Source organism: Comamonas aquatica, from assembly GCF_018064205.1.
In the GTDB taxonomy this organism is placed as follows: Bacteria; Pseudomonadota; Gammaproteobacteria; order Burkholderiales; family Burkholderiaceae_C; genus Comamonas; species Comamonas aquatica.
On record NZ_CP072916.1, the window covers coordinates 2,899,837 to 2,925,176 of the forward strand.

Annotated in this window: 26 protein-coding genes; 4 read left to right on the plus strand and 22 right to left on the minus strand. The window is 60.2% G+C overall.

Annotated features, from left to right (window positions below):
• Nucleotides 1–2 precede the first annotated feature (2 nt).
• The 8 genes from KAQ61_RS13650 to glyQ form a co-directional block, all read right to left on the minus strand.
• Nucleotides 3–893 (minus strand): glycosyltransferase, encoded by an 891-nt coding sequence (locus KAQ61_RS13650; protein ID WP_210929522.1) that lies wholly within the window; start codon nt 891–893, stop codon nt 3–5.
• Nucleotides 880–1,509, minus strand: a complete 630-nt coding sequence (locus KAQ61_RS13655) for an acyltransferase (protein WP_210929523.1) — start codon at nt 1,507–1,509, stop codon at nt 880–882. The genes KAQ61_RS13650 and KAQ61_RS13655 overlap by 14 nt, the downstream gene beginning before the upstream one ends.
• On the minus strand, nt 1,506–2,753 hold the full coding sequence (locus KAQ61_RS13660; protein ID WP_210929524.1) for an O-antigen translocase: 1,248 nt from the start codon (nt 2,751–2,753) through the stop codon (nt 1,506–1,508). The genes KAQ61_RS13655 and KAQ61_RS13660 overlap by 4 nt, the downstream gene beginning before the upstream one ends.
• A complete protein-coding gene (locus KAQ61_RS13665; protein ID WP_210929525.1) occupies nt 2,744–3,865 on the minus strand; it encodes a DegT/DnrJ/EryC1/StrS family aminotransferase in 1,122 nt (373 codons plus the stop codon). The genes KAQ61_RS13660 and KAQ61_RS13665 overlap by 10 nt, the downstream gene beginning before the upstream one ends.
• Nucleotides 3,862–4,383 (minus strand): GNAT family N-acetyltransferase, encoded by a 522-nt coding sequence (locus KAQ61_RS13670; protein ID WP_210929526.1) that lies wholly within the window; start codon nt 4,381–4,383, stop codon nt 3,862–3,864. The genes KAQ61_RS13665 and KAQ61_RS13670 overlap by 4 nt, the downstream gene beginning before the upstream one ends.
• A complete protein-coding gene (locus KAQ61_RS13675; protein ID WP_210929527.1) occupies nt 4,380–4,778 on the minus strand; it encodes a sugar 3,4-ketoisomerase in 399 nt (132 codons plus the stop codon). The genes KAQ61_RS13670 and KAQ61_RS13675 overlap by 4 nt, the downstream gene beginning before the upstream one ends.
• Before the next feature lie 201 nt (nt 4,779–4,979).
• Nucleotides 4,980–7,094 (minus strand): glycine--tRNA ligase subunit beta, encoded by a 2,115-nt coding sequence (gene glyS, locus KAQ61_RS13680; RefSeq protein WP_210929528.1) that lies wholly within the window; start codon nt 7,092–7,094, stop codon nt 4,980–4,982.
• Nucleotides 7,095–7,181: 87 nt separating this feature from the next.
• On the minus strand, nt 7,182–8,120 hold the full coding sequence (glyQ, locus tag KAQ61_RS13685) for a glycine--tRNA ligase subunit alpha (RefSeq protein WP_210929529.1): 939 nt from the start codon (nt 8,118–8,120) through the stop codon (nt 7,182–7,184).
• 356 nt (nt 8,121–8,476) lie between these two features.
• Here glyQ and KAQ61_RS13690 point away from each other — a divergent pair, with 356 nt between their 5' ends.
• Together KAQ61_RS13690 and KAQ61_RS13695 are read left to right on the plus strand one after the other, a co-directional pair.
• Entirely contained in the window at nt 8,477–9,607 is a 1,131-nt protein-coding gene (locus KAQ61_RS13690; protein ID WP_210929530.1) for an SPFH and helix-turn-helix domain-containing protein, read from the plus strand.
• Nucleotides 9,608–9,718: 111 nt separating this feature from the next.
• The gene (locus tag KAQ61_RS13695) at nt 9,719–10,879 is read left to right on the plus strand and encodes a TFIIB-type zinc ribbon-containing protein (RefSeq protein WP_244982903.1); all 1,161 of its coding nucleotides are present in this window, start codon (nt 9,719–9,721) and stop codon (nt 10,877–10,879) included.
• 132 nt (nt 10,880–11,011) lie between these two features.
• Here the strand turns inward: KAQ61_RS13695 and rfbC are convergent, their stop codons facing one another.
• The 5 genes from rfbC to KAQ61_RS13720 form a co-directional block, all read right to left on the minus strand.
• Nucleotides 11,012–11,566, minus strand: coding sequence for a dTDP-4-dehydrorhamnose 3,5-epimerase (rfbC, locus tag KAQ61_RS13700; protein WP_210929531.1), 555 nt, complete (start codon nt 11,564–11,566; stop codon nt 11,012–11,014).
• The gene (gene rfbA / locus KAQ61_RS13705) at nt 11,563–12,450 is read right to left on the minus strand and encodes a glucose-1-phosphate thymidylyltransferase RfbA (protein WP_210929532.1); all 888 of its coding nucleotides are present in this window, start codon (nt 12,448–12,450) and stop codon (nt 11,563–11,565) included. Before rfbA ends, rfbC begins: the two co-directional genes overlap by 4 nt.
• A 65-nt stretch (nt 12,451–12,515) precedes the next feature.
• A complete protein-coding gene (gene rfbD, locus KAQ61_RS13710) occupies nt 12,516–13,406 on the minus strand; it encodes a dTDP-4-dehydrorhamnose reductase (protein WP_210929533.1) in 891 nt (296 codons plus the stop codon).
• Nucleotides 13,403–14,473 carry a dTDP-glucose 4,6-dehydratase gene (rfbB, locus tag KAQ61_RS13715; protein WP_210929534.1) on the minus strand — a complete coding sequence of 357 codons (1,071 nt, stop codon included), beginning with the start codon at nt 14,471–14,473 and terminating at the stop codon, nt 13,403–13,405. The genes rfbD and rfbB overlap by 4 nt, the downstream gene beginning before the upstream one ends.
• A gap of 74 nt (nt 14,474–14,547) precedes the next feature.
• On the minus strand, nt 14,548–15,321 hold the full coding sequence (locus KAQ61_RS13720; RefSeq protein WP_042418018.1) for a type III pantothenate kinase: 774 nt from the start codon (nt 15,319–15,321) through the stop codon (nt 14,548–14,550).
• A gap of 182 nt (nt 15,322–15,503) precedes the next feature.
• Here KAQ61_RS13720 and lysM point away from each other — a divergent pair, with 182 nt between their 5' ends.
• A complete protein-coding gene (gene lysM / locus KAQ61_RS13725; protein ID WP_043383079.1) occupies nt 15,504–15,983 on the plus strand; it encodes a peptidoglycan-binding protein LysM in 480 nt (159 codons plus the stop codon).
• Between the two features lie 106 nt (nt 15,984–16,089).
• Entirely contained in the window at nt 16,090–17,109 is a 1,020-nt protein-coding gene (galE, locus tag KAQ61_RS13730) for a UDP-glucose 4-epimerase GalE (protein WP_210931923.1), read from the plus strand.
• 7 nt (nt 17,110–17,116) lie between these two features.
• Here the strand turns inward: galE and KAQ61_RS13735 are convergent, their stop codons facing one another.
• The 9 genes from KAQ61_RS13735 to KAQ61_RS13775 form a co-directional block, all read right to left on the minus strand.
• Entirely contained in the window at nt 17,117–17,545 is a 429-nt protein-coding gene (locus KAQ61_RS13735; protein WP_042417922.1) for a rhodanese-like domain-containing protein, read from the minus strand.
• A 154-nt stretch (nt 17,546–17,699) separates the two neighbouring features.
• Nucleotides 17,700–18,452 (minus strand): M48 family metallopeptidase, encoded by a 753-nt coding sequence (locus KAQ61_RS13740; protein WP_210929535.1) that lies wholly within the window; start codon nt 18,450–18,452, stop codon nt 17,700–17,702.
• On the minus strand, nt 18,449–19,222 hold the full coding sequence (locus KAQ61_RS13745) for a lysophospholipid acyltransferase family protein (protein ID WP_154163545.1): 774 nt from the start codon (nt 19,220–19,222) through the stop codon (nt 18,449–18,451). The genes KAQ61_RS13740 and KAQ61_RS13745 overlap by 4 nt, the downstream gene beginning before the upstream one ends.
• Before the next feature lie 57 nt (nt 19,223–19,279).
• On the minus strand, nt 19,280–19,840 hold the full coding sequence (locus tag KAQ61_RS13750) for a D-glycero-alpha-D-manno-heptose-1,7-bisphosphate 7-phosphatase (protein ID WP_183302841.1): 561 nt from the start codon (nt 19,838–19,840) through the stop codon (nt 19,280–19,282).
• Nucleotides 19,841–19,940: 100 nt separating this feature from the next.
• Entirely contained in the window at nt 19,941–21,161 is a 1,221-nt protein-coding gene (gene fabB, locus KAQ61_RS13755) for a beta-ketoacyl-ACP synthase I (RefSeq protein WP_210929536.1), read from the minus strand.
• Entirely contained in the window at nt 21,158–21,682 is a 525-nt protein-coding gene (gene fabA, locus KAQ61_RS13760) for a bifunctional 3-hydroxydecanoyl-ACP dehydratase/trans-2-decenoyl-ACP isomerase (protein WP_043383086.1), read from the minus strand. Before fabA ends, fabB begins: the two co-directional genes overlap by 4 nt.
• 172 nt (nt 21,683–21,854) lie before the next feature.
• Nucleotides 21,855–23,420, minus strand: coding sequence for an apolipoprotein N-acyltransferase (gene lnt, locus KAQ61_RS13765; protein ID WP_210931925.1), 1,566 nt, complete (start codon nt 23,418–23,420; stop codon nt 21,855–21,857).
• A 2-nt stretch (nt 23,421–23,422) separates the two neighbouring features.
• Nucleotides 23,423–24,307 carry an HlyC/CorC family transporter gene (locus tag KAQ61_RS13770; protein ID WP_210929537.1) on the minus strand — a complete coding sequence of 295 codons (885 nt, stop codon included), beginning with the start codon at nt 24,305–24,307 and terminating at the stop codon, nt 23,423–23,425.
• Nucleotides 24,308–24,422: 115 nt separating this feature from the next.
• Complete coding sequence (locus tag KAQ61_RS13775; RefSeq protein WP_210929538.1) at nt 24,423–25,133, minus strand: GNAT family N-acetyltransferase; 711 nt, start codon at nt 25,131–25,133, stop codon at nt 24,423–24,425.
• Between the last annotated feature and the right edge of the window lie 207 nt (nt 25,134–25,340).

Here is a 25,340-nt window from a genome sequence, read left to right on the forward strand (position 1 = left end):
ATTTACAATTTAAAAAACTTCAAAAACCACCAAAAAAAAGAACGACTAAAAATAATTAACGGATAAATTTTTAAAGCACGCCCCCCAAAAAGTAGAGATTTTTTTTTCGAGTTTTTTTGCAAATCGTGTGCTTGGATCAAGAGGCTACAAGCAAGCCCTTGTTTATAAAAATAATCTTCTTTATATTCATTTAAAATTTCTTCAACAGCATTCCAAATCAATTCACTCTTGGATGAGAGATTATCGTCATGTCGCCTGTAAAAAACCAAAGGCTGCTTAATTGATAAAAATTTTCCACCTCGATTTGAAAGTTTTAATGCGAGGTATAAATCCTCGATCTTGTAGCTAGGGTTATATCCCCCGACCTGCTTCATTGCAATCGTTAGAAACATGGCGGCACAACCCGGCATGAATGCCGTCCTTCGGATAACCTCCTTAAATCCGAAGTACGAATCACGGCCTCGAACGTAGAGAACGTTGCCATGTTCATCAATTACACTCAACCCAGTAAATATCCCAACAAGTTCTTTATTATTCTGATGTGTTATAAAAGCTCTTACCTGTTCAGATATTTTTTTTGGATGAAGCAGATCATCCGATGCAGTTGCTGAAAAATATTTACCTTGACTCCACTCTATCGACTCATTCAGCGTTATACACAAACCTTTGTTTGATCTGGCTATGAATTCAAATCGCTTAAAACGCTTTTCGCAAATTGGTATAAATTTCTTAATTATCTCGACAGAATCATCTTTAGAACCGTCGTCTATAATCACCAGCTCGATATTCTCATAATCTTGATCAATAATACTTTGAATACTTTGAGAAATATATTGTGCATGGTTGTAGCATGGAATAGCGACTGTTACTAAGCTACTTTTATGATTTTCCATGTTTTTTTAAAACCTTTACTACCCGTGCTGGAATACCTGCTACTACAGTATAGGGCTCAACATTCCGAGTAACAATACTGCCATTCGCAATAATTGCACCTGCCCCAATACGTACGCCTTTAAGAATTTTTACGTCTCCTCCCACAAATACATCGTCTTCTATGGTGACAGGTAGACACTTATAGTTGCCATTATTTCTATCTGCAATTTCCAACCCATGAAAATCAGAGTCAGAAATAAAAACATTATTCCCTAACAAGCAACGCTCACCTATTAGAACTCTAGTTCTATCGACAATAATCGTTATATTGTTATTTATAAATGTAGATCTACCAATTTCAAGCACAGCGTCTTTGCTTCTTGCCTCAAGATAGTTTACTCCATTAATAAAACCAGGAGAAGGCCAAACTCCAATTGAGGCATGATCGATCAGAATTGATCCACTGCCGACAAATTGAGTCGCTGAGTTTATTTTAAATCCCACTCCACTTACAGAATTGTTTGAAAAACAATATCTATAAAAATTGACTCTGAAAAATTGAATAAACCGAATAAAAATTTCAAAAAGTAATTTTCGAATGCCGTGTTTTTTTATAAATCCAAAAATTTTATTCATATTATTTTTAATCTTTTTACAATCAAAAACATAACAACCAGATGCACCCCATAATTAATGGCATGCGCCACGCTGACAAAATTTAATCCTATAAAATCTGTTCCCCAATAGATAAGAAGATAAAAAAATAAGGAGAAAAATATTTCTGTCAACAAAAAAGCTTTGACCATTGCCTTTGCTGCCAATAAATACCCTAAAATCCAGCTAGCAGTTTTTAGAGTATCACCAACCATTTGCCAAGCAAAAAGATCACGAATCGGGTAGAAATCATTAGAAAACAAAATACTAACAATAAAATCTCTAAATACATAAATTAAAAAACCACAAAAAATTGCAAAAGGCAGTATTATTTTATATCCTAAAATAATTTCCCGCCTTACATCTTCCGGATTTGTCAATTCTGACAATCGAGGCAAATAGTAAATACTCAAAGTACTGGTCACTAGTATCAAATAAGCCGTACTCAGACGCCACATCGCCTCCCAATACCCAGCAGCCTCCCAGCCAAGAGTTGAACCTAAATGATTTCTTATTAGCATGTGACTAACAGGCACACAGATGGCGCTTGTCAAAGCCATCAGCATGTATTTTGAAAGATCAACAGCTATATACTTGTTCAATTTACCAACAAGAAAATCTTTTTTAAACCAATCTTCTTTAAAACAAATGAACAATGTCACCCAAAATGCCAGTGCCTGATAAATAGCCAAACCTACAAGAGCACCATATAACTCACCGTAAAATGTCAATATTGTTATAATAATCAGCGAAAAAATGCTTCCAGAAATATTGGCAATCACATATTTTCTGATATTTTTCTTACCATTCAGAATAGCAAGCAAAAGGCTATTAAAAACCTGAAAAACAAGGGCAATAGCCACCCAGTAAAAAACGCTGGACAGAGATTCTGTATTAAACACCCAAATAGCAATTGGACGACTAAAGGCTATGAGCAGTGCCCCAGTCAGCAATGAACCAATAATTGCCATCGTTCCTGCTGTACGCCACACTGCACGCTGCTTTTGCTCGCTGTAATGATATTCAGCGGTATACTTGGTTACCCCAGTGTTGATCGCGCCACTTGCCAAGGTGGTAATCATTTGCACCGCATTTTGAAACTGACCGATGGCCGCGTATCCTGAAGGACCAACATAAACAGCAAGTACCTTGTTGATGCCAAGTAACGTCAGCATCTTCACCACAACGGCAATTCCGTTGAGCAAGCTTGTCTTGATCAGTCCCATTGAAAACTGTTCACAGCATCTGCAACATATTTAGCATCTTGTACTGTCATCACAGGACTTATCGGTAGGCTCAAAACCTCTTGGTGTAATACCTCAGTCAAAACATAGGATGTATCGTTCCAAACAGAGTAGGCCTGCTGTTTATGCGGTGCTATCGGGTAATGAATCAATGTCTGAATCCCTTGCGCAAGCAAGTGCTTCTGCAAGGCATCTCTGTAAGGTGTTCTGACAACAAAAAGATGCCAGACATGGCTGCTTAATGTAGAGATATCCGTCTTGCAAGAAAATGGAAGTCTAATTTTTTCATGCACAATCTCATTCAGATAAACCTGTACGATCTTTCGTCTATGTTGTGAGTCAGCGTCCAGATAAGACAATTTGGCACGCAGCATGGCGGCCTGTATTTCATCCAGCCGGCTGTTCACGCCTTTAAACAGGTTTTTGTATTTTTCATGGCTACCGTAATTGCGCAAGGCACGTAGGGTTTGCGCCAACTCGGCGTCGTCGGTGGTGATAGCTCCAGCATCACCCAATGCGCCCAAGTTTTTTCCAGGGTAGAAGCTGAAACCAGCCGCATGGCCCCAGCTACCAGCTTTCTTGCCATCAATTGCTGACCCGTGGGCCTGAGCAGCATCTTCAAGCACCAGCAGGCCATACTCACGTGCCAGGGCCATGATGGCTGGCATGTCGGCCAACTGGCCGTAAAGGTGCACAGGTAAAATGGCGCGCGTTTTAGGATTGATGGCGGCGCGGGCGTTGGCAGGGCTGATATTGAAACTTGCCGCATCAGGCTCTACCAATACAGGTTTCAGGTCATTCGCGCTGATGGCAAGAATGCTTGCAATATAGGTATTCGCAGGCACGATGATTTCATCACCGGGTTGCAAGCGCCCCAACTCCAACCAGGCACGCAGGGTGAGGGTGAGCGCGTCCAGCCCATTAGCAACACCTATGCAATACGCACTGCCGCAATAGGCTGCAAATTCCTGCTCGAACTGACTGAGTTCATTACCGCCGATATACCAGCCGGAGTCAATGACGCGGGTACAGGCTTCAATCAGTTCTGTCCGGTATTGGGCATTGATGGATTGGAGGTCAAGGAAGGGAATCATTGTATTTTTACACTTAGCTTTTTTTTTATTTTTAGGACAGAATCTTTAGAGATAATGAAATATTCGTTTAAATCATCCTCCCCTGTTTTTAATGCTCCCATCTTTTTATGGAATGAAATTACTTTTTCATTACCTTTGCGGACATCAAAATGTGAAAATTCAAATCCCAGTTGATTAAATCCAAAATCATAAACAAGCAATGCACTTTCTAAAGCCGCATAAGGTGTTTTATCCTCATTTAATATCCAACTTCCCCAACAAAATGAATTTTCTCTTAAATCATAAATTCGAACTGTTCCACATGGTGTTCCATCGTTACGCTCGATAATAAAGTAAAATTGTTCGCTATTGGCTTCATCATTTTTATATTTTTTTATCCACTCTTTTTGCGCTTTAACATCCGGACTAACATCAGATAAAAATAAATTATATTTTTTATCTAATCGCAATTTCAAAATAAAATCAGCGTCAACTTCTTCAACTAAGCGAATTTGAATTGTTTTAGATTTTAAAATCATTTAATTAATCTCAGAAAATCTTCATAATTCCGAATGTAATCTGACTCATCATAATATTCGCTCGCCAAAACCAGCAGTACACAATCGGGGCTGAAGTCGTGCATTTCATGCCAAACCATAGCCGGTAACGCAATCCCTTTGGTGGATGAATCCAACCACACTTCTTCGCGCTTCTGGCCATCATCCAGCACCATGCGGCACTTGCCTGTCACGCACACAGCCACTTGCTGCAATTTTTTGTGCGCATGAAAGCCGCGTGAAACGCCCGATTTGGTGCCAAACAGGTAATAAACACGCTGAATGGCGAATGGTACGTTTTTTTCGCCTTCTAAGGCAACCAGGGATCCTCGGTCGTCGCCTAGCGGGGGGAAATTTGTCCAGCAAACAAGTGACATGCAATGGTTCTAATTTAAATAATGGTTTAAATAGATGCCTGATCTATTCTCTTCACACTTATTCTCTGTTGTGTAATCACGCTAATAAAAAATATTTACAGTCTCTATATCAATCAAGTAGATTTTGACCATCAATAAAAAAGGAAAACTTTTTAGTTTCAAACTAGAGAAAGTTTTCCATCGCAAAAACAATCTTATTTTTTATATTGCTAGCTTTGAGATATCTGCGACACGATTCACTGTCTCGTGCAAAGCGGCCAGCAGACCCAACCGATTGGCTTTGAGCGCTGGATCTTCGGCATTCACCATGACGTGCTCGAAGAAGGCATCCACGGGGGTGCGCAGGGCCGCCAGGGCTTGCAGGTTGGCCGTGTAGTCGCCGGCTGCCAGCAGTTGCTCGGCCTTGGGGGCCACGGTCTGCAGGGCGGCGAACAAGTCCTTTTCGGCCTGCTCCGCCAGCAAGGCTGCGTTCACCTGGGCGTGTACCGCGGTCTCGGCCTTCTTCAGGATGTTGCCCACGCGCTTGTTGGCGGCGGCCAGGGCGGGGGCTTCGGGCAGGGCGGCGAAAGCACGCAGGGCTTCCAGGCGTTTTTGCACCTCGGACAGGCGCTGTGGGCGCAGGGCCAGCACGGCGTCGATCTCCTGGGCGCTGAAGCCTTGTTCGCGTAGGCTGACCGCCAGACGGTCGTAGAAGAATTCCTGCAGCTGGGCGGTCGCATCGGTGATCTTGTCACCGAAGGCCGGCAGGGTGCTGACCAGCAAAGTGTCCAGGTCCAGCGCCAAATCCTTTTCGACCAGCATGCGGATCACGCCCAGGGCGTGGCGGCGCAGGGCAAACGGGTCGCGGTCGCCGGTGGGCAGGTTGCCGATGCCGAACATGCCGACCAGGGTTTCCAGCTTGTCGGCCAGGGCGACGACCACGCCGACATCGCCGCGCGGCAGTTCGTCGCCGGCGAAGCGGGGCTTGTAGTGGTCTTCGATGGCATCGGCCACGGCCGCATCCAGGCCGTCGTTCTGGGCGTAGTAGCGGCCCATGGTGCCTTGCAGCTCGGGGAATTCACCGACCATGTCGGTGATCAGGTCGGTCTTGGCCAGCATGGCGGCCAGATCGGCCTGCTGCGCCAGGGCGGTGTTGCCCAGTTGCTGGGCAATGCCCTTGGCGATGGCGCGCACGCGGTCCACGCGCTCGCCCTGGGTGCCCAGCTTGTTGTGGTAGACCACCTTGCCCAGGGCTTCGACGCGGCTGGCCAGGGTTTTCTTGCGGTCCTGGTCGAAGAAGAACTTGGCATCGGCCAGGCGGGGGCGCACCACGCGTTCGTTGCCGCCGATGACGGCGCTGGCATCCTGGGGCGTGATGTTGCTGACGATCAGGAACTGGTGGGTCAGCTTGCCCTGGGTGTCCAGCAGCGGGAAGTACTTCTGGTTGGCCTTCATGGTCAGGATCAGGCATTCCTGGGGCACGGCCAGGAATTCCTTCTCGAATTCGCAGACCAGCACGTTGGGGCGCTCGACCAGGGCCGTCACCTCGTCCAGCAGGGCGTCGTCGTCGATGGGGCGCACGCCACCGCCCACGCGGTCGGCCGCGGCCTGCAGCTGGCGCACGATCTCGGCACGGCGTTCGGCGAAGCTGGCGATCACGGCGCCCTCTTCGCGCAGTTGCTCGGCATAGCTGTCGGCATCGCGGATGACCACGGGGTCCACCTTGGCTTCAAAGCGGTGACCGTGGGTGGCGGTGCCGGCGCTCAGGCCCAGGGCCTTCACCCCGATCAGCACCTGCGTGCCATGCAAGGCCACCAGACCGTGCGCGGGGCGCACGAAGTTGACGCTGGTCCAGCCGTCCTGCAGCTGGTAGCGCATGACCTTGGGGATGGGCAGCTTGGCGATGGTGTCGTCCAGGGCTTTTTGCAGACCGTCGGTCAGCACCACGCCCTTGACGGTGGAAGCGTAGAACAGGGCTTCGGCCTTGCCCTCGCCCTGGCGCTGCAGGCCGGCGACGGCGGAGGCATCGGCGCCCAGGGCCGCCAGCTTCTTGAGCAGCGCGGGGGTGGGCTGGCCTGCGGCGTCCAGGCCCACGGCCACGGGCATCAGCTTTTGCGACACGGCCTTGTCTTCGGCCTGGGGCAGCACTTCGGTGATGTGGGCGGCCAGGCGGCGGGGCGAGGCGTAGGCGGTCAGGCGCGACTCGCTGGAGGCCAGCAGGCCCTGGGCCTTGAGTTGCTCGAACAGCACGGCGCCAAAGGCCTCACCCAGCTTTTGCAGGGCCTTGGGAGGCAGCTCTTCGACAAACAGTTCAACAAGCAGATTGGATGCGTTCATGGTGTTTTGATAGCTGCCAGCGCTTAATGGATAAGGGCTGGCGGCCAATTAATGCGTTAATCGATGGACACGGGGCGCACGGCGCGCTCAGGCGGCCTTCTTGGCCTGCTGCTCGGCGGCCTTGGCCAGCTCGGCCAGCACTTCCTCGGCATAGGCCTTGGGGGCCATGGGGAAACCCAGGCGCGCACGGCTGTCCAGGTAGCTCTTGCCCACAGCGCGGGCCAGGTTGCGGATGCGGCCGATGTAGGCGGCGCGCTCGGTCACCGAGATGGCGCCGCGCGCGTCCAGCAGGTTGAAGGTGTGGGCGGCCTTGAGCACCTGCTCATACGCCGGCAGCGCCAGTTGCGCTTCCATCAACTTATTAGCTGTGCCTTCGTGGGCATTGAACGCGCTGAACAGGAAGTCCACGTTCGAATGCTCGAAGTTGTAGGTGGACTGCTCCACCTCGTTCTGGTGGAACACGTCACCGTAGCTCAGGCCGTCGGTATAGACCAGGTCGTACACCGATTCCTTGCCCTGCAGGTACATGGCCAGACGCTCCAGCCCGTAAGTGATCTCGCCCGTGGCGGGCTTGCAGTCGATGCCGGCGACCTGCTGGAAGTAGGTGAACTGGGTCACTTCCATGCCGTTGAGCCAGACTTCCCAGCCCAGGCCCCAGGCGCCCAGGGTGGGGTTCTCCCAGTCGTCTTCGACGAAACGGATGTCGTTCTTCTTCAGATCGAACCCCAGGGCTTCGAGCGAGCCCAGGTACAGCTCCAGGATGTTGTCGGGCGCGGGCTTGAGCACCACCTGGAACTGGTAGTAGTGCTGCAGGCGGTTGGGGTTCTCGCCATAGCGGCCGTCCTTGGGGCGGCGGCTGGGCTGCACGTAGGCGGCCTTCCAGGACTCGGGGCCGATGGCGCGCAGGAAGGTGGCGGTGTGCGACGTGCCGGCGCCGACTTCCATGTCATAGGGCTGGAGCAGTGCGCAGCCGTGTTCGGCCCAGTAGGACTGCAGTTTCAGAATGATTTGTTGGAAGGTCAGCATGACTTCAGAAGGTGTCTTGGTGCGCGGAGCGGGCGCGTTGGGGTCGGTGTGGACGCACCCGGCCAGCGGGCACGCGGGGTGCCGCGCACGGGCGCGCAAAAGAGTGATTTTAGGCCCGCGGGCCGGGGTTTGACGCAGCCGGCCCCGGCGCCGCAGCGCCCGGCAGGCCGGCTTGCATCAAAAAGTGAGCTGATAGCGCTTGTTTTTCAATGGCTTTCAATCGAAATGACTTCAAAACACCCGATAGACGTACGCAAACAGCTACATTTTTTGAAAACACCCCCGCCAGGGGCGGTGTATCCGGCCCCTACAATGTTTTCCATCTTTTTCCTGTAACCCTGCGGGCGAGGCGTGGCATGAACCTGTTCAACATCATCAAGAACCAACTGATCGAAGTCATCGAATGGACCGATGACTCGCGCGACACGCTCTCCTACCGCTGGCCGGACGACGACAAGGAAATCAAGAACGGCGCCCAGCTGATCGTGCGCGAATCGCAGCAGGTGCAGTTCGTGGCCGCCGGCCAGTACGCCGACCTGTTCGGCCCCGGCAAGCACACGCTGAGCACCGAGAACGTGCCCGTGCTGTCCACCATCCTGGGCTGGAAGTACGGTTTCCAGTCGCCCTTCAAGTGCGACGTCTACTACATCAACACGCGCCTGTTCACGGGCAACAAGTGGGGCACCTCCAACCCCGTGCTGATGCGCGACAAGGACTTTGGCGTGGTGCGCATCCGCGCTTTCGGCACCTACGACTTCCGCATCGTGCAGCCCGCGCTGTTCCTCAAGGAAGTGGCGGGCACGGACCAGAACTTCCGCATCGACGAGTTTGCCGACACCATGCGCTCGCGCATCGTCAGCGTCTTCACCGAGGCCCTGGCCAAGGCCCAGGTGCCGGTGCTGGACGTGGCCACGCGCTATGGCGACCTGGGCCAGGCGCTGGTGCAGATCATCAACCCGGCGATGGTCGAGAAGTACGGCATCGAGGTGACCAGCTTTGTGCTGGAGAACGTCTCCGTGCCGCCCGAGGTGGAACAGGCCATCGACAAACGCTCCAGCATGGGCGCCATTGGCAACCTCAACGACTATGTGAAGTACCAGATGGGCCAGGCCATGGCCAGCGGCGGCGAAGGCGCGGCAGCAGCCACCATGCCGGCCACCATGGCCATGGGCTTTGGCATGGCCCAGGAGATGATGAAACAGATGCAGCAGCCCGCGACGGCTGCCGGCCAGCCGGCCTTGGGGGCACAGGGGGCGCACGATGCCTTCTCGCCCACTGCGGCCCAGGCCGCCCAAGCTGCCCAGGCCACGCCAGCCGGCGCCGCCCCGGCGTTGCAGGTCTACACGCCAGAGCAGGCCGCCCAGCTGCTGGGCGTGGACGTGGCCGACGTGCTGGCCGAGCTGGAGGCCGGCCACCTCAAGGGCCGCAAGATCGGTGCGAACTGGCGCATTGCGCAGGCCGCCCTGGACGAATTCCTCCAGGGCTGAGCCCACCCTGCACCGCACTGCCGCTGCGCGGCGTTCCTATCGTGAACCGCAGCGCGGCGGCCCGCACTGCGCGGTGCCCCGCTATTTTCCGCGCCCTGTGGCCATCCTGCCGTGACCGATACCCCCGCCTCTGCCTACACTGCAGCCCCTGATGCAGCCCCTGATGCGGCCCCGCCCTCCATGGTGGGCAAGCACCCTTGCCCGGAGTGCGGCGCCAACCTGGAGTGGAATGCCCGCGCGCAGTCGCTGAAATGCCCGTATTGCGGCACCGTGGTGCCGTGGAGCGAGGAACTGCGCGAGGAGCTGGGCCAGGCCGTGGTCGAACAGGACCTGGCCGAGGCCCTGCGCAACCCGCAGAACGGCCGCGGCTGGGGGCCACAGCGCTATGAAGTGCAATGCCAGAACTGCCGTGCGATTTCGGTCTTCGTCGACGGGCGCGTGGCCCAGCGCTGCGACTTCTGCGGCTCGCCGTCCATCGTCGCGCACGAGGAACGCAGCGACGCCATCACGCCGCAAAGCATCCTGCCCTTCAAGGTCAGCGACGGCCAGATCCGCGACCGCATCCGCCAGTGGTACGGCAGCCGCTGGTTTGCGCCCAACAAGCTCAAGCACGCCGCGCTGACGGACACGCTGCACGGCGTCTACCTGCCCTACTGGACGTTTGACGCCCACGTCAGCGCCCGCTGGCAGGCCGAGGCCGGCTATTACTACTACACCACCGAGACCTACCGCGACGCCAGCGGCAACACGCAGACGCGCGAGGTCCGCCATGTGCACTGGGAATCGGCCTCCGGCAGCCTGCGCCACTTCTTCGACGATGCCCTGGTGCCCGGCGCCGTGGGCGTGCACACCGCACTGCTGCGCCAGGTCGAACCCTTTCCCACCACCACGGACCTGCAGCCCTACACCCCCGAATTCGTGCGCGGCTGGACGGTGGAACGCTACCAGGTGGACCTGCGCAAGGCCGCCCAGCTCAACGAGCAGGACATGGACGCCGAGGTGCGCGCCCTGTGCGCACGCCAGATCCCTGGCGACACCTACCGCAACCTGCAGGTGCAGCGCACGTACAGCGGCCGCACCTTCAAGCACGTGCTGGTGCCGGTGTGGCTGGTGGGCTACACCTACGGCAGCCAGAACTACCAGATCGTGGCGAATGGCTACACCGGTGCGATCGCCGGCGAGCGGCCCTACAGCTGGGTGAAGATCGCCCTGGCCGTGGTGGCCGCCCTGATCGTCGCCGTGCTGGTGTGGAGCGTGGCCCAGAACGCCTGACGGCGTGGCGGACCCCGCCGTCGTCCCACACAGCCCAAGGGCTGCCACGGCAGCCCGGAAAGCAGTGATGGCCCAGCGGCACGACGACGCACCACGTCGCCCAAGGCGCGTGCGCGCCGCCCTGGATGCCTCTTACAGCGTGAACACCTCGGCCTGCCGCAAGGCCGGCTGCTGCCGGTCCTTGTCCGACAGCACAAAGTCCATGCCCAGGTTCGGCCAGGCAATGTCCAGGTCCGGGTCGTTCCAGGCGATGCCGCGGTCCGCCTGCGGTGCGTAGTAGTTCGTGGTCTTGTACAGGAAATCCGCGCTCTCGCTGAGCACCACGAAGCCGTGCGCAAAGCCGGGCGGAATCCAGAACTGCTTGTGGCTGTATTCGGTGAGTTCTTCGCCCACCCACTGGCCGAAGGTGGGCGAACCCTGGCGAATGTCCACCGCCACGTCCCAGACCGCACCACGCACCACGCGCACCAGCTTGCCCTGGGCGTGCGGCGGCAACTGGTAGTGCAGGCCGCGCAACACGCCCTGGCTGGAGCGACTGTGGTTGTCCTGCACGAACGTGAACGCCGTGCCCGTGGCGGCATTGAACGCCGCCTGGTTGAAGCTTTCGTAGAAGAAGCCGCGGGCATCCCCGAACACCTTGGGCTCCACCACCATGACGTCGGGAATGCGGGTGGGCGTGGCCTTCATCGCATGCTGCCTTTCAGGCATTGCACCAGGTACTTGCCATAGCCGTTCTTCAGCAGCGGCTGGGCCAGCTGCTCCAGCTGGGCGGCATCGATCCAACCGCTGCGGAACGCGATCTCCTCGGGGCAAGCCACCTTCAGACCCTGGCGCTGCTCCAGCGTGGCGATGAACTGTCCCGCTTCCAGCAGGCTGTCGTGCGTGCCGGTGTCCAGCCAAGCATAGCCACGCCCCATGAGCTGCACATTCAGCTGGCCTTGCTGCAGGTACAGCGTGTTCAGGTCGGTAATCTCCAGCTCGCCACGCGCGGAGGGCTTGAGGGACTTGGCCAGCTCCACCACCTGCGCGTCATAGAAGTACAGGCCGGTCACCGCGTAGTTGGACTTGGGTACCTTCGGCTTTTCCTCCAGCGACAGCACGCGGCCCTGGGCATCGAACTCGGCCACGCCGTAGCGCTCGGGGTCCTGCACGTGGTAGGCAAACACGGTCGAGCCGGTCTGCTGCGCATCCGCATCCCGCAGCAGCTTCTGGAAGTCGTGGCCATAGAAGATGTTGTCGCCCAGCACCAGGGCGCTGGGTGCGCCATCCAGGAACTGCTCGCCAATCAGGAAGGCCTGGGCCAGTCCGTCCGGGCTGGGTTGCACGGCGTACTGCAGGTTCAGGCCCCACTGGCTGCCGTCGCCCAGCAGCTGCGTGAAGCGCGGCGTGTCCTGGGGGGTGCTGATGATCAGGATTTCGCGGATGCCCGCCAGCATCAGGGTGCTCAGCGGGTAATAGATCATGGGCTTGTCATAGACCGGCAGCAGCTGCTTGCTGATGGCCAGCGTGGCCGGGTGCAGGCGTGTGCCCGAGCCGCCCGCCAGAATGATGCCTTTGCGTGGAGTGGTCATGGTTCAAAAAATAAGGAGCTGTCAGCGCTTGCTGGATCAGGGCTGGATCCGGTTTTAACGGTTTACTACAAAATCTCGCGCAGCATGCGGGCCACGCCCTGCTGCCACGGCGGCAGGTACAGGCCCATCGTACGCTGCAGCTTATCGGACGACAGCCGCGAATTGGCCGGGCGCCGTGCCGGTGTGGGAAAGGCGCTGGTCGGCACCGACGCCACCTCGCGCACCGGCCAGTGCAGGTCCGGGCGCAGCTGCCGCGCCTGGTCGATGACCTCACTGGCATAGGCATGCCAGGTGGTCGCGCCGCCGGCGACGCAGTGGTACAGGCCCTGGTCCTGGGGGTGGCACTGCACATGGCGGATGGCATGCGCCGTCACATCGGCCAGCAGGTCCGCGCCCGTGGGGGCACCCCACTGGTCGTTGATGACCGTCAGGCGCTCGCGCTCCTGGGCCAGGCGCAGCATGGTCTTGGCAAAGTTGCCGCCGCGCGCGGCGTAGACCCAGCTGGTGCGGAAGATCAGATGCCGACAGCCACTGGCTTGCATGGCCTGCTCGCCCTCCAGCTTGGTCTGGCCGTACACCGACAGTGGCGCCACCGGAGCCTGTTCGTCACGCGGCGCCGTGCCGCTGCCATCGAACACATAGTCGCTGCTGTAGTGCACCAGCAGCGCATCCAGGGCCAGGGCCTCCTGCGCCAGCACACCCGGGGCCGCCGCATTCAACAGGCGCGCCAGTTCGGGTTCGCCTTCGGCGCGGTCCACGGCCGTGTGGGCCGCGGCATTGACGATCACGTCCGGGCGCACCGTGCGCACGGTCTGCGCCAGGGCCTGCAGCTGGCCGATGTCGCCGCACAGCGGCGTGCTGCGGCGGTCCAGGGCCACCACCTCGCCCAGCACCGCCAGGCTGCGCTGCAGCTCCCAGCCGACCTGGCCCGCGCAGCCCAGCAGCAGGATCTTCATGCCGGCTCCTGCGCGCTGTACTGCTGGTGCACCCAGTCGCGGTAGCTGCCGGACTGCACGTGGGCCACCCACTCAGGGTGGTCCAGGTACCACTGCACGGTCTTGCGGATGCCGGTGTCGAAGGTTTCGGCGGGCTTCCAGCCCAGCTCGCGCTCCAGCTTGCGCGCATCGATGGCATAGCGGCGATCGTGGCCGGGGCGGTCCTGCACGAAGCGGATCTGCGCGGCATAGGACTGACCATCGTCGCGCGGGCGCAACTCGTCCAGCAGGGCGCACACGGTCTTCACGATGTCGATGTTGGCCTGCTCGTTCCAGCCCCCGACGTTGTAGGTGTCGCCCAGCCGACCGGCTTCCAGCACGCGGCGGATGGCGCTGCAATGGTCGCGCACATACAGCCAGTCGCGGATCTGCTGGCCATCGCCATAGATGGGCAGGGGCTTGCCCGCCAGGGCATTCACGATCATCAGCGGGATGAGCTTTTCAGGGAAATGCAGCGGGCCGTAGTTGTTGCTGCAATTGGTGGTCAGCACCGGCAGGCCATAGGTGTGGTGCCAGGCGCGCACCAGGTGATCGCTGGCCGCCTTGCTGGCCGAATACGGGCTGTTGGGCTCGTAGTTGTGCGATTCGGTGAAGGCCGGGTCGGTGGCGCCCAGCGTGCCGTAGACCTCGTCCGTGGACACGTGCAGAAAGCGGAAGGCCGACTTGGCGTCCGCCGGCAAACCGCTCCAATAGGCGCGCACGGACTCCAGCAGGCGGAAGGTGCCCACCACATTGGTCTGGATGAAGTCTTCCGGACCGTGGATGGAGCGGTCCACATGGCTTTCCGCCGCGAAGTTCAGCACGGCACGCGGCTGGTGCTGCGCCAGCAGCTGCGCGATCACGGCGCTGTCACCGATGTCGGCCTGGACGAAGGTGTGGCGTGCATTATCACGCACCGACGCCAGGTTCTCCAGGTTGCCGGCATAGGTCAGCTTGTCGATGTTGACCACGGGCTCGCCCGTGGTGGCCAGCCAGTCGAGCACGAAGTTGGCGCCAATGAAGCCGGCGCCGCCGGTGACAAAAATCATGGATGAGGGTCCAGGGTTGCAAAAGACAGAGGCTGCATTATCGGACAGCTACCATCGCCCTGGCGCTGCCGGCCTCAGCCCCAGCGCTGCTGTGCCATCACCAGCAGGCCTTCGAAGATCAGGTTGTCCACCAGCTCGAACGGGCGCGTCATGCTGGGCACCATCTTCCAGCCCGCACCACCGGCCATGATGCAGGCCGGCTCCATGCTGCAGTGCAGGTACAGGTGCTGGTAGGTGCGCTCCACCGCCCCGGCAATCGCATAGGTGCCGCCGCTGGTCAGCGCATCGCTGGTGTTCCTGGGAAACGGGGTGACCGATCCGGTCGGCACATGCAGGCCGGCAGTACCGCTTTCCAGCGCGCGCAGCATGATGCCGTGGCCCGGCAGGATCAGTCCGCCCAGGAAGTGGCCCTGGGCATCCAGGGCATCCACCGTCACGGCCGTGCCCACCATGACCACGATCAGGGGCCGCTCGTTGCCACGCTGCAGGATGTGGTGGCGCGCCCCGATCATGGCCACCCAGCGGTCGGCGCCCAGGCGCGAGGGATGGTCGTAGCCATTGGTCACGCCCGCCTCCTGCAGCGCCGGCACCACCCACCGCGGCTCCACCTCCCAGCCCAGCATCAGCTCCATCTGATCGTGCACCCGGCGGCGCGCGGTCTCACCGGCCACCACGCAGCCCAGCATGCGCGTCGGCGGTGGCAGCTTGCTCCAGGGGCCTTCCGCCAGGCGCTCAATGTGCTCCAGAAACTCCGCGCCATGCGCCAGCAAGGCCGCGCCGGGACGGGGAGAGTCATACATCGCCCACTTCAAGCGGGTGTTGCCGATATCGATGGCCAAAAAAGTCATGGGCGGCATTATCAAGATTTTTGCCCGGCCACCTCTGTGCTTTTGGCGATTCAGCCCCCCACCAGCCCCTGGCGCGCCACAGATTGTCAAAAAATTCCACGTAGGAACGGTCTGACCCAGTCCCCCCGCACCTTGCCGCTACAGTGCCAGTTCCATCCCCACCCTTTTTCAGGAGTACACGCATGGGCCTGTTCAGTTTCATCAAGGAAGCCGGCGAAAAGCTGTTCGGCGGCAAGGATGCCCACGCCGCGGCGCCCGACACCTCCCAGGAGGCGCTGAATGCCAAGGCGGCAGCGGCGATTGAAACCTACATCGGGGTGCAGAAGCTGGGCGTCAGCCAGCTCAAGGTGCACTACGACGGCAACCAGGGCAAGGTCACCGTGACCGGCGAGGCCCCCACCCAGGCCATCAAGGAAAAGGTCACCCTGTGCTGCGGCAACGTGGCCAGCGTGACCGCCGTGGACAACCAGATGACCGTGACCCAGCCGGAGCCCGAGGCCCAGTACCACGACGTGGTGCGCGGCGACACGCTGTCGGCGATTGCCAAGAAGTACTACGGCGATGCCAACAAGTACCCCGCTATCTTCGAGGCCAATAAGCCCATGCTGTCCCACCCAGACAAGATTTACCCGGGACAGAAGCTGCGCATTCCGGCGCTTTAATCACTTCTTCACAGCGTCCAGCGCCCGCAGGGCGCTTTTTGTGGTTCCGAGGAATACGCGCGTTCTTTTTCTACAATTTGCGTTTTCCTACGAACTGCCTTTGACAATGAAAACCCTGCTGACCGGCGGTGCCGGATACATAGGCACACACACGGCGATTGAACTATTGCAACACGGTCATGATGTGGTGATCTTTGACAATTTTTTTAACAGCCACATCGAAGCCGTTCGCCGTGTCGAAGCCATTACGGGGAAGCACGTTCCCACAATACAAGGTGATGTACGAGATCAAAACGCACTCTCAGATGCATTGACCCAGCATGGCATCGACAGCGTCGTGCACTTTGCGGGGAAGAAGGCCGTCGGCGAGTCGGTGAGCCAGCCTATCGATTACTTCGATAACAACGTCAACGGCACTTTGGTCCTGCTACGCGCCATGCAAGCCTGCAAGGTGTTCAAACTGGTTTTCAGTTCTTCCGCAACTGTGTATGGAACACCCAGTTACCTGCCCTTGGACGAACACCATCCCACATCCAGCACCAATCCCTACGGCCGCAGCAAATTGATGGTTGAGGAAATCCTGGCCGATGTTCACCATTCTTCCTCAAACTGGGCTTTGACAGTGCTGCGCTACTTCAACCCTATTGGAGCTCATCCCAGTGGACGTATTGGTGAAGACCCCGCGGATATTCCCAATAATCTGCTGCCATACATCGCCCAAGTTGCAGTTGGCCGGCGTGAACACATTCAAGTACTGGGCAACGATTACGACACCCCGGACGGAACAGGGGTTAGAGACTATCTGCACGTCGTAGATTTGGCACGTGGGCACGTCAAGGCCCTTGAAAGGCTGCAGCATCTCACAGGGCCCGACCTGCAAACCATCAACTTGGGAACTGGTCAAGGCCATAGCGTGCTGGAAGTGATCCGGGCATTCGAACAAGCTTGCGGGAAAAGCTTGCCATACATCATGGCTCCGCGGCGCCCAGGCGACATCGGCAGTTGTTACGCCAACCCAGCCCGAGCCCAGGAGTTGCTAGGCTGGACCGCCGAATATGACCTCGCCACCATGTGCGCTGACGCATGGCGCTGGCAAAGCGCAAATCCTAAGGGTTATCGCGGTTAAGCCCTCATCACTGGCGCCAGGGCAGCCCCTGCTTGCGCCAGCCGCCGAGCTGGCCACGGTGGCCGTTGGCGTCGATGTCGCCCTCGAAACCCTCGAGGATGTTGTAAGCCTCGATGCCCAACTGCGCCGCCCGCGTGGCTGCGGCAACCGAGCGCACGCCGCTGCGGCACAGCAGCACGACCTTGCCGCCCGGCGGCACCGCCGCCTGCAACTGGGCGTCGAAATTCGGGTTGTTGGCCATGCCGGGCCATTGCTTCCACTCGACCGGCACGGCACCGGGCACCTGGCCCACCCAGGCCCGCTCGGCGTCCGTGCGCACATCCACCAGCACGGCCGAACCGGCCTGCACCCACTGCCAGGCCAGCGCGGCCGGAATATCGCCGGCATAGGCGGCAGCAGGAATCACGGTCAAATCTTGGGGTGTGGTCATGGCCATCCTTGGGGAAAAACTGCCCGCCAGTGTGGCACAGCGGGCATGGGCTGCCAATCCAGGCGCAGCAAAAAGCATAGCTGCTTGCGCCTGCCCAACGATCACTTCAAGTACAAATGGCTTTCAAAGTGCAGCCAACCGTGCGCCAAGCGCTCACTTTTTACAGCACCCACTCCGGAATCGGCTGCTGGCGCAGCTCGGCGCGCAGGCGGGTGTAGTCCGGACACACCGTGGCCACCACCGCCCAGAAACGCGGGCTGTGGTCCATCACGCGCAGGTGGGACAGCTCGTGCACCACCACATAGTCCAGCACCGGCAGGCGAAAGTGCAGCAGGCGCCAGTTCAGCATGATGCCGCCGTCGTGCTTGGCGCTGCCCCAACGGGTGCGCGCATTCGTCAGCCGCAGGCTGCGCCATTGCACGCCCAAGTCCGGGGCGAAGCGCTGCAGGCGCTGTGTCAACAGCTGGCGCGCGTGGCGCAACCACCAGGCATGGACCTGGGCGCGCACGCTGGCGGGCGGCGCATCCACCGGCAACGGCACATGCAGCACCCAGTGCCCCTCGCCCACGGCCAGCAGCTCGCAGCCGCGCGGGGCGGCCGGGTGCAACTGCAAGGTCAGCAGCCCGCCCAGATAAGGCAGCTGCGCGCCCTGGCCCCAGTCCACCTGCGGGGTCTGCTGCACGCGCAGGGCCGAGGCGGCCAGCTTGTCCAGCACCCACTGGGCCTTGTCCTGCAGGGCGGATTCAATCTGGGCCACGCTGACGCGCAAGGGCGCGCGGATGGTCAGGCCGCTGGCCCCGACTTCCAGCCCGATGCTGCGCCGGCGACTGCGCACCAGCAAATAAGCCACGCGGGCACCGCCCAGAGGGACGGTGTGCGTGGCTTGCGGGTGGGCGTAGGCCGGGGCGTTCAAGCGGCAGGGGTGCTGGAGCGGTCAGGCAGTGCCGCAGGATAGGCCGCGGGGTCCAGGCGGCGCATCTCGCCTTCGATCCAGGCCTGCACCTCTTCCATCAGCTCTTCGTGCTTGCGCCCCGCGCTGGGGATCATCGGGCCGATGGAGACATCCACCACGCCAGGGGTCTTAACGAAAGACTTGCGCGGCCAGCACTTGGCCGAGGTGACGGCGATCGGCACCACGGGCACACCGGTCATGATGGCCAGGCGCGTGGCGCCGGTCTTGTACTCGCCCGCTTCGCCACGCGCCACACGCGTGCCTTCGGGGAACATGATGACCCAGATGCCCTGGGCCAGCAGGCGCTTGCCCTGCTCCACCACCTTGTGGAAGGCGCGCGAGCCGTGCTTGCGGTCGATGTGGATCATGTCCAGGCTGCCGATGGACCAGCCGAAGAAGGGAATGCTCAGCAACTCCTTCTTGAACACATAGGCCAAGGCGCGCGGCATGATGGCCGGCATCAGAAAGGTCTCGTAGGTGGACTGGTGCTTGCACAGCAGCACCACACCCTGCTGCGGGTCGGTGGGCAGGTGCTCCATGCCCTGCACGCGGTACTTGACGCCGCAGAACCAGCCCGCGCTGTCCACGCTCAGCTTGAGCCAGGCGCGCGCAATCGTCCAGCGGGCCGCCGGCGAGCCGCCGCACACACGCACCAGCAAGATCAGCAGCGTGTAGGGGATGACGGTGATGCCCATCCACAGCATGTGGACCAGGGAACGCAGAAATGACATGGGAACAATCCTAAAAATGCAAAGAGGCCGGCGTTGCCAAACGGTTGCGATCCGGCCTCATGCCGCCTGCAAGGGGGGCGATGCCTGGGCATCCGGGGCCAGCGCATCCGCCACCGCGGCCCAGTCTGGGTAACAGGCCACCGGCTGCGCCACGGGGGACACGGCAGTCTGGGCGGCATCGGGGCCCACCCACACCAGGCGGGCGCCCATCGCCTCGCCGGCTTGCAGGTGGACGGCGTCCTGGCCGATGACCCACACCTGGTGCGGCTCAGCCCCATAACGGCTGGCGATCTGCTGCAGCAAACCGGGTGCCGGTTTGCGGCACTGGCAGGCTTCGTCGGGGGTGTGCGGGCAGAAGAACACGGCCTCGACCCGGGCCCCCACCGCCGCCAGCTCGCGCTGCATGCGCAAATGCAGGGTGTTGAGCTCCGTCACATCGAAGCTCCCACGGCCCAGGCCGGGCTGGTTGGTGGCCAGCGCCACGTGCCAGCCGCCCCGGTTGAGCTGCGCAATCGCCTCCAGCACGCCGGGCTGGGGCTGCCAGTCCTTGAGAGGGACAAGTGCATCCTCGCCCTCAGCATGGAGGGTCCCGATCCGATCCAGGATGGCCAGCTTCATAGGTGTGAACCGCAGCAAACGTGAGGGAGGGCAACTGCCAGCGGCGCCACGGGCAACAGCTTGCGCCGCCCGTGCACGCCGCTTCTATGATGGGGCAGCTTTAGGCCCCCGTCCAGCGACGCAGCACCAGGCTGGCATTCGTGCCACCAAAGCCGAAGCTGTTGGACAGCACCGTGGTCAGCTGCGCATCGCGCGTCTTCGTCACCAGCGGCATGGTGCCCAGGCTGTCGTCGGGCGTGTCCACGTTCGCGGACCCGGCGATGAAGCCCTTGTTCAGCATGATCAGGCAGTAGATGGCTTCCTGCGCACCGGTCGCCCCCAGCGAGTGGCCGGTCAGCGACTTGGTGGACGAGAAGGGCGGCACCTGGTCGCCAAACAGCACCTGCATCGCGCGCACTTCCTGCATGTCACCCACCGGGGTCGAGGTGCCATGGGTGTTGATGTAGTCGATAGGACCATCCACAGTTTCCATGGCCTGCTTCATGCAGGCAATGGCGCCGTCGCCCGAAGGCGCCACCATGTCTTCGCCATCGCTGGTGGCGCCAAAGCCCACCACTTCGGCCAGGATGGTCGCACCGCGCGCCAGCGCATGCTCCAGACTCTCCAGCACCACGGCACCGCCGCCGCCGGCGATCACAAAGCCATCGCGATGGGCGTCGTAGGCACGCGAGGCCTTCTCGGGCGTCTCGTTGTACTTGCTGGACATGGCGCCCATGCCGTCGAACAGCAGGGACATGCCCCAGGACAGCTCTTCACCGCCGCCGGCAAACATCACGTCCTGCATGCCCCAGGCGATCTGCTGGGCCGCGGCACCGATGCAGTGGGCCGAGGTGGAGCAGGCCGAGGTGATTGAGTAGTTGATGCCCTTGACCTTGAAGTTGGTCGCCAGACAGGCCGAGACCGTGGAACTCATGCAGCGCGTGACCTGGTACGGTCCGACGCGGCGGATGCCCTTTTCGCGCAGGGTGTCGGCCGCCTCGATCTGGTTGGCCGGCGAACCGCCGCCCGAACCCATGATCAGACCGGTGCGCGGATGGCTCACCATCTCGGGCGTCAGGCCCGCCTGGGCAATCGCGTCTTCAAGCGCGATCTGGGCATAGGCTGCCGCATCGCCCATGAAACGCAGCTGCTTGCGGTCAATGCGCGCTTCGATGTCGATCTCGGGAATACCGGCAACCTGGCTGCGCATGCCCAGTTCGGTGAACTGTGGCATGGCCTTGATGCCAGAGCGACCTTCCCGCAGGGAGGTCTCTACGGTGGCCAGATCGTTACCAATGCACGAGACAATGCCCGCGCCCGTGATGACTACGCGCTTTTTCATGCCGCTGTCCCTTGGCCGTCGCCTTCACGCAGGAACAGCCCCACGCGCAGATCGTTGGCCACATAGATTTCCTGGCCGTCGGCCAGCAAACGTGCATCCCCAATCGCCATGTTCAGCTTGCGCTTGATCACGCGCTTGATGTCGATCTCGTAGCGCACCAGCTTCACATTCGGACCCACTTCGCCTGTGAACTTGACTTCGCCGGCACCCAGCGCGCGGCCACGGCCGGGCAGTTGCAGCCAGGTCAGGTAAAAGCCGATCAGCTGCCACATGGCATCGAGGCCCAGGCAGCCAGGCATGACGGGGTCGCCCTGGAAATGGCACTTGAAGAACCACAGATCGGGGTTCACGTCCAGCTCCGCCACGATCTTGCCCAGGCCGTGCGCGCCACCGTCGGTATCGATGTGCGTGATGCGGTCGAACATCAGCATCGGAGGCAGGGGCAAACGCCCGCTGTCGGGCTTGAACAACTTACCCTCACCGGAAGCGATCAGTTGTTCGTAGGAAAAAGAATCAGCCATTTGTCTAACTTGCTTGGCAGTGGCATTTGCCACTGCTTGGTTTCTCGTGTGTGTAATCGCAGGAGTTTATACATGCGCGGCGTACAGCCGCACATTATGGAAGTTCACAGGCCGTTTCTCGGCCGAAAGTCCCTGCAAACTCCGCACAACGTGTCAATCACACCCTGTTTGCTCAATTTTTTCTGCGCGGTCTGGCACCCCAGACCACCACCGCCACGCAGCACAGCCACAGCGGCCACAAACCCAGGCGCGACACCCAGAAGGCAAACGGCGTCACGCCATCACGCCCTTGCACCTCGGCCACCAGGACCCCCTGGGTGTGCGACGGCAGCGAGGCCGTGACCGCCCCCCGGTGATCGATCACCACAGTGGCCCCGGTGTTGGTGGCACGCAGCATCGGACGCTCGAACTCCAGCGCCCGCATGCGGCTGATGTGCAAATGCTGGTCCACCGCAATGCTGTCGCCAAACCACGCAATATTGCTCACATTGACCAGCACGGTGGGGGCGGTCGCAGCCTGGCTGAAATGCGCCCCCAGTTCTTCACCAAACAGGTCTTCGTAGCAGATATTCGGGGCCCAGCGCTCGCCATGCCACGCCATCGGCGCCTGCCCGACGCTGCCGCGGGCAAAGCTCCCCAGGGGAATGTCCATCATGCGGACGAACCACTGGAACAAGGGCGGCACGAACTCGCCAAAGGGCACCAAGTGGTGCTTGTCGTACCGATATTCTGTCATTTCCCCCGGCAACCAACCCACCACCGCATTGCTATAGCCCTGCGTTTCACTCCCCAAGGGCATGCCGATCAGGGCGGCCGAAGGGCTGCCCGGCTCCCGGTAGGGGGCCGAGATAGCGGCCAGATAGTCCGCAGGCAATTGCTGGGGCAACACCGGAATCGCCGTTTCGGGCGCCACCACCAGCGCTGCGGGCTTTTGCAGCAGTTGCAGCCCGTACCACTCCAAGGCCCGCGCGATGCCGCCACTGGGGATGAATTTTTCATCCTGCGGAATATTGCCCTGCAGCAAGGCCACCGACACCGGTGCACGCCCCGGCACGGCCTGGGCCTGCTGCTGCACCCAGGCGGCAGCCACCCACAGACCCAGCACCACCGCGCCCACGCCCAGCGACACCCGGGCGCGCTGCCACAGCGGTGCCACCTGGACCAGCGCCATCGCCAAGGCGGCAGCCACCGCACCGCTGCCGTAGACCCCCAGCCAGCGCGGCCAAACCGACAATGGGCCCTCAACATGGGCGTAGCCGCCTGCCCCCCAGGGGAAACCGGTCCACAAGGTGCCACGCGCCAGTTCTGCGATGGTCCAGCATGCGGCAAACAACAGCACGGCGCGCCATCCGGCACAGTCCGCACGGCGCCAGACCCAGGCGGCCACGGCGTAGTAACTGCCCAGGAAGGCGGCCAACGCCAGGACGGCCAGCACCGCCAGGGGCGCCGGCAGGCCGCCATAGGTATGCATCGAAATGAACAACCACCAGAAGGTGCCGCACAGCCAGGCGGTGGCAAACAGCCAGCTGCGCCATGCGGCCTGCCTGGCACTGGACGCGCGCTGCACCCCCAGGCACAGCAGGCTGAGTGACAGGATTTGCAGCCACCACAGCGGTTGTCCGCTGCCAGGCCAGGCCAGGGCCGTAGCCTGCAGCCCACCGGCCAGCAGCACCCCGCACCACCATCCCCAGGCGGGTCGGGCAGGTGCCCTGAAAGAGAGCCCATGGGCCCGCGCCATCGTCATTCGCTCACACTTTCCGTCGTTCCATCGTCTATGCGCCGCACCTGGAACCAGCGCACCGCGCCGCCCTTGGCGTGCAACACCACGAACTGCAGACCGGCTACCTCCCAGGACTCGCCACGCTTGGGCAGGCGCCCCATGGCATGGCTCACCCAGCCACCAATCGTTTCAAAGTCTTCGGCCTGGGCCTCCTGGTCGAAGCGCACGCCAAAAGCATCGGCCAGCCGCTCCAGCGGGGTGTGCCCTGCCACACGGTAGGTGTTGTCGGCCAGGGCGAAAATGTCGCCGTGCTCTTCGGGGATGTCGAACTCGTCCTCGATCTCCCCGACAATTTCCTCCAGCACGTCCTCCATGGTCACCAGGCCCGACACCTTGCCGAACTCATCGATCAGGATGCTCATGTGGTTGCGGTTGGTGCGAAATTCGCGCAGCAGGTCGTACAGGCCCTTGGTCTCCGGCACGAAGATCGCCGGGCGCAGCAGGGAGCGCAGATTCAAGGACGGCGAGCGCTGCAGCTTCAGCAGGTCCTTGGCCATCAGAATGCCGATGATGTTGTCACGCTCCCCCTCGTAGACCGGGAAGCGCGAGTGCGCCGTGCGGATCACCTGGGCCAGCAGTTCGTCGTAGGGGGCGTGGATGTCCAGCACGTCCATGCGCGGGGCCGCCACCATGATGTCGGTGGCCGTGCGGTCCGCCATGCGGATCACACCCTCGAGCATCACGCGGGCCTCGGTGCCGATGACTTCGTTGTCCTCGGCTTCGGCCAGGGTTTCGATGAGTTCATCCTTGGAGTCGAGCCCCGGGTGGATGAATTCGACAATCTTTTGCAGAAAGCTGCGCTTGTCTTCGCGCTCCGGGTGGCGCGCAGGGTGCGGGTCTGACACAGACGTTCAGTGCAGGACATGCAGTTGTGGAGAGGGCACCAAGGATAGCGGATTCACTGCGGGCCTCCAACCTCGGTGTCGCGCGCCTGGGCACAGTTGCCCCGGGGAGCGGGACTTACTGCGCCGATTTGTGGCGGCCTTCGCGCACGTCCTGGCGGATTTCCTGCACGTCGGCCAAGATGGACCAGAACTGCTTGGCCTGCTTCTTGAGCTGGTAGTCCACCTCGGCCACCTGGTTGTCCCACAGCTCGGAGACATGGGTGTCCAGCCCGGCGGCGGGCAGCTGCAGGTAGGCCTCGGACTCGGTACCGTCACGCTGCACGCGGGCACCGGCGTTGCGGGCGATCTTGAGCATGGCGGTGTTCTCGCTCAGCGCGTGGATGAACATCATCTCCACCCCCTGGTTGCGCGAATGTAGGACGGCGCGGGCGAACAGGCGCGTGCCCAGGCCCATCCCCCGTGCGGTCTTCAGCACCGACACCCCGAATTCCGCGCAGTTGCTGTGGTGCGCTAGGTCGGTATAGGCCAGGTGCGCCATGGCGATCAGCTCCAGCCGGCGGTTGAAGATGCCGAAGATATCGTCGCGATCAAAGTCCAGGTTGTCCGCATAGCGCTTGACCTGCTCGTCGTTGGCGGCGTAGCCGAAGCGCAGGTAGCGGTCGCTGGGGTCCAGCTTGAGCAGGTGCGCACGGATGCGATCGCGGTGGCGGGGCGACAGTTCACGGATGGGCACCAGGGTCGGCACGCTGCGGGCCGACGCGGCTTTGCGCAGCCATTGCTGGCTGGCTTTCCAAGGGGCAGTGATCCAACGGAGAGGCTCGGTCATGGGTCAAAAGTCCTGTGCGGCTGGGCACATTCTTTCAGGCATCGCGCGCCACATCCACAGCGGTGTTTCCCAGGCGGCGCACAAACCTAGGGTTTACGCTTAATTGCTGCATTGCAACATAAAACGCATGCACTGTGTACCCGCATGGGCAAGCGGCTGTCATTCTGGCGACCGCTGCGCAGCATTTGCACCACAAAAAAACAGCAC